Source organism: Methylobacterium sp. WL18 (assembly GCF_008040015.1).
Taxonomy (GTDB): domain Bacteria; phylum Pseudomonadota; class Alphaproteobacteria; order Rhizobiales; family Beijerinckiaceae; genus Methylobacterium; species Methylobacterium mesophilicum.
Genome location: NZ_VRVD01000361.1, coordinates 1 through 4,795, shown reverse-complemented (window position 1 = coordinate 4,795; position 4,795 = coordinate 1). Strand labels below are relative to the sequence as shown.

Here is a 4,795-nt window from a genome sequence, read left to right as displayed (position 1 = left end):
TGGCCGCCCTGGTCGCGGCGCTCGCCGCGGAGGAGACCGGCTCGGCCGCCCAGCTTGAGCGGATCCTGCAGCCCGAGGCCGCGAGCCTGGTGCGCCGGAACGCCGAGCGGGTGAATCTCAGCCGCTATCCGGTGGTGCTGCCGGTGATCGCCGACCGCCTCGCGGCCCGGTTCTCCGCCTGGTACGAGATCTTTCCGCGCTCGCAATCGATGGACGTGAACCGCCACGGCACCTTCGACGACGTGATCAAGCGCCTGCCCGAGATCCGCGAGCTGGGCTTCGACGTGCTCTACTTCACGCCGATCCACCCGGTGGGCCGGACCAACCGCAAGGGCAAGAACAACACCCTCAAGGCCCTGCCGGGCGACGTCGGCTCGGTCTACGCGGTGGGCGCGGAGGAGGGCGGCCACGAGGCCGTGCACCCCGACCTCGGCACGCTGGAGGATTTCGAGCGGCTGGTGGCGGCAAGCCACGCCTCCGGCATGGAGATCGCCCTCGACTTCGCGATCCAGTGCTCGCCCGACCATCCCTGGATCAAGGACCATCCCGAATGGTTCGAGTGGCGCCCCGACGGGACGCTGAAATTCGCCGAGAACCCGCCCAAGAAGTACGAGGACATCTCGAACGTCCACTTCTACGGGGGCGCCCTGCCCTCGCTCTGGATCGAATTGCGCGACATCCTGCTCGGCTGGTGCTCAAGGGGCGTGCGCATCTTCCGGGTCGACAACCCGCACACCAAGCCGATCCCGTTCTGGGAATGGGTGATCGCCGAGGTCAACGGCCGCTATCCCGACGCGCTGTTCCTGGCCGAGGCCTTCACCCGGCCGAAGATGATGAAGAAGCTCGCCAAGGCGGGCTACCAGCAGAGCTACACTTACTTCACCTGGCGCAACACCAAACAGGAGCTCACCGAATACGCCCTGGAGCTGGCCGGCGAGATGGGCGAGTACTACCGCCCGAACTTCTTCGCCAACACGCCCGACATCAACCCGCACTACCTCCAGACCAGCGGCCGGGCGGGCTTCGTGATCCGCGGCACGCTCGCCGCCACCCTGTCGTCGGTCTACGGCATCTACAACGGCTTCGAGCTGTGCGAGGCGGCGCCGTATCCCGGCAAGGAAGAGTACCTGAACTCCGAAAAATACGAGCTGAAGGCCTGGGACTACGACCGGCCCGGCAACATCCGCGAGCACATCGTCGCGCTCAACAAGATCCGGCGCGAGAACCCCGCCCTCTGGGATTTCCGCAACGTGGTCTTCACCGGCGCCTCCAACGACCAGATCATCGCCTACGCCAAGGCGACGCCGGAGCGCGACAATTGCGTGTTCACGATGGTCAACCTCGATCCCAAGAACCGCCAGGAATGCACCTACGAGGTGCCGCTCTGGCTGTTCGGCCTGCCCGACGATGGCGCCGTGGAGGTTGAGGACCTGATCCAGGGCTACAGGTTCGAGTTGCGGGGCAAGACCCACCGCATCGCGCTCGATCCGGCCGAGCGATCCTGCGTCATCTGGCGTCTTCGGGCGCCGCGGCGGGTTGCGGGCTGAGGCGACCCGTGGCACCTCACCCTGACGTCTGACACCGGCGACGGGCCCGCCCGTCGCCGACCATTGCGCCGCGCGGCCGACCGCCCGCGCCCCGGCCGGTCCCGACCGCCGGTCCCCTTGACCTTCGACCGATGAGGCAGCGACGCGATGATCGATCGCAGCGACCCGCAATGGTACCGTGACGCCATCATCTACCAGATCCACGTCAAGTCGTTCTTCGACTCGAACGACGACGGGATCGGTGATTTCGAAGGGCTGACCCGGCGGCTCGACTACGTCCGCGACCTCGGGGTCACGGCGATCTGGCTGATGCCGTTCTATCCCTCGCCCCTGCGCGACGACGGCTACGACATCGCCGACTACGAGGGCATCAACCCGTCCTACGGGACCATGGAGGACTTTCGGGCCTTCGTGGCGGCGGCGCACGAGCGCGGCCTGCGGGTGATCACCGAGCTCGTGATCAACCACACCAGCGACCAGCACCCCTGGTTCCAGGCGGCCCGCGAGGCGCCCCCCGGCTCGCCCGAGCGCGACTTCTACGTCTGGTCGGACACCGACGCGCCCTACAAGGACACGCGGATCATCTTCCTCGACACCGAGTCCTCGAACTGGACCTGGGACCCGGTCGCCAAGCAGTATTTCTGGCACCGGTTCTACAGCCACCAGCCGGACCTGAACTTCGACAACCCGAAGGTGCTGGAAGCCGTCATCGCGACGATGCGCTACTGGCTCGACATGGGCGTCGACGGCCTGCGGCTCGACGCGATCCCCTACCTGATCGAGCGCGACGGCACGAACTGCGAGAACCTGTCCGAAACGCACGACGTCATCAAGGCGATCCGGGCCGCCCTCGACGTCAGCTATCCCGACCGGATGCTGCTGGCCGAGGCCAACCAGTGGCCCGAGGAGACCGCCCAGTATTTCGGCGACGGCGACGAATGCCACATGGCGTTCCACTTCCCGCTGATGCCGCGGATGTACATGGCGATCGCCCGGGAGGACCGGCACCCGATCACCGACATCATGCGCCAGACCCCGGAGATCCCGGAGGGCTGCCAGTGGGCGATCTTTTTGCGGAATCACGACGAGCTGACCTTGGAAATGGTCACGGCTGAAGAGCGTGACTACCTCTGGTCGTTCTACGCCGCCGAGCGGCGCGCCCGGATCAACCTCGGCATCCGCCGCCGCCTCGCGCCGCTGCTGGAGAACGACCGGCGCAAGATCGAGCTGATGAAGTCCCTCGTCCTGTCGATGCCCGGCACGCCGGTGCTCTACTACGGCGACGAGATCGGCATGGGCGACAACATCTATCTGGGCGACCGCGACGGCGTCCGCACGCCGATGCAGTGGTCCCCGGACCGCAACGGCGGCTTCTCCAAGGCCAACCCGCAGCGGCTGTTCCTGCCGGCGATCCAGGACCCGATCTACGGCTTCGACGCGATCAACGTCGAGGCGCAGACCCAGTCGCAGACCAGCCTGCTGAACTGGACCCGGCGGATGATCGCCATCCGCAACAACAGCGTCGCCCTGGGCCGCGGCACGATCCAGTTCCTCTATCCCTCGAACCGCAAGGTCCTGGCCTGGATCCGCGAGCACGAGGACGAGCGGATCCTGTGCGTCGCCAACCTGTCGCGGGCCCCGCAGGCGGTGCAGCTCGACCTGTCGGAGCTGCGCACCGCGGTGCCGATCGAGCTCACCGGCGGCACCGAGTTCCCGCCGATCGGCGACCTGCCCTACCTGCTGACCCTGCCGTCCTACGGCTTCTACTGGTTCTCCTTGAGCGCCGCCCGCTCGGGCGCGATCGGCCCGCAGCAGGAGCCCCCGGAGCTGTTCACCCTGGTGCTCACCGGCGGCATCGAGAGCCTGATGTCGGGCCGCGAGCGCGTCGCCTTCGAGCGCACCGTGGTGCCGCCGTTCCTGCTCAGCCGGCGCTGGTTCGGCGCCAAGGGCTCGCGGATCCGGTCCGTGAAGGTGGTCGACTTCGCCGCCCTCAAGGACGTGGACGGCAGCGCCCGGTTCCTGCTGCCGCGGCTGCAGGTGCAGCTCGCCAACGGCGAGAGCCACGAATACTTCATGCCGGTCGGCGTCGAGGAGGGCCGCGAGGACGAGACGCTGCTGCCCTTCGCGGTGGCGCGGGTGCGCCGCGGGCCGCGCACCGGCCTGCTCTACGGGGCGGCCGGCTCCAACGACTTCGCGGCCTGCCTGATCGACGACATGCGCCAGGGCACCGAGATCCCCACCGAGAGCGGGCGGCTGGTCTTTTCCACCACGTCGGCCTTCGATCCGGACGTCACGGTGGACGTGGCCGACATCCGCCGGCTGTCGGCGGAGCAGAGCAACACCTCGATCGCCATCGGCTCGAAGATGATGCTCAAGCTGCTGCGCCGCCTGCAGCCAGGGATGCATCCCGAGATCGAGGTCGGGCGCTTCCTCACCGAGCAGGCGGGCTTCTCCAACACGCCCGCGCTGCTCGGCACCCTCGAGCACGTCGCCGAGGATGGCACCCGGACGGCGCTGGCGGTCCTCCAGAAGTTCGTCATGAACCAGGGCGACGCCTGGACGCTGATGCTGGAGGGGCTGCGCCGGGACTTCGAGACCGTCGTGCTCACCCCCGAGAGCGAGGCCGCCAGCCCCGGGGAGGCGTTCCAGGCCCATGGCCCCTGGGCGGACCTGCTCGGCCGGCGCACCGCCGAGATGCACGCCGCCTTCGCGATGGAGACGGACGACCCCGCCTTCGCGGCCGAGCCGTTCGCCGAGGACGACCTGGCGGTGCTCGCCCGGGACGCGCGCCACCAGGCCGACCGGGCCTTCCGGGCGCTGAAAGGTCTCGTCGAGCGCGGCCTCGATGCCGGCAAGCCCGCCTGCGCGGAGCTGGGGCAGCGGCGGGCCGAGGTCGAGGCGCTGATCGAGGCGCTGTCCACCGAGGCGCCGCGCGGGGCCCACAAGATCCGCATCCACGGCGACTATCACCTGGGTCAGGTGCTGGTTTCCGAGAGCGACCTGATCATCGTCGACTTCGAGGGCGAACCCTCCCGCCCGGCCGACGAGCGGCGGGCGAAGTCGATGCCGCTGCGCGACGTCGCCGGCCTGATGCGCTCCTTCGCGTACGGGGCCGAGACCGTGATCCGCGAGATCACCGTCCGGTTCGGCGATTCGGAGGAGCGGGCGCGGGACGCGGCCACGGCGTGGCGCGGCATGATCGAGGCGGCCTTCCTGGCCGGCTACGACGCGGCCGTGGCGGGGACGCG

General features: G+C 68.7%; 2 protein-coding genes. Both read left to right on the top strand.

Annotated features, from left to right (window positions below; genetic code table 11):
- Positions 1 to 1,547, top strand: a 1,547-nt coding sequence (locus FV228_RS20585; protein ID WP_246693967.1) for an alpha-amylase family glycosyl hydrolase, incomplete at its 5' end; no start/stop codon positions are given.
- A 147-nt stretch (positions 1,548 to 1,694) separates the two neighbouring features.
- A partial coding sequence (gene treS, locus FV228_RS20580; RefSeq protein WP_147856319.1) for a maltose alpha-D-glucosyltransferase occupies positions 1,695 to 4,795 on the top strand: 3,101 nt, incomplete at its 3' end.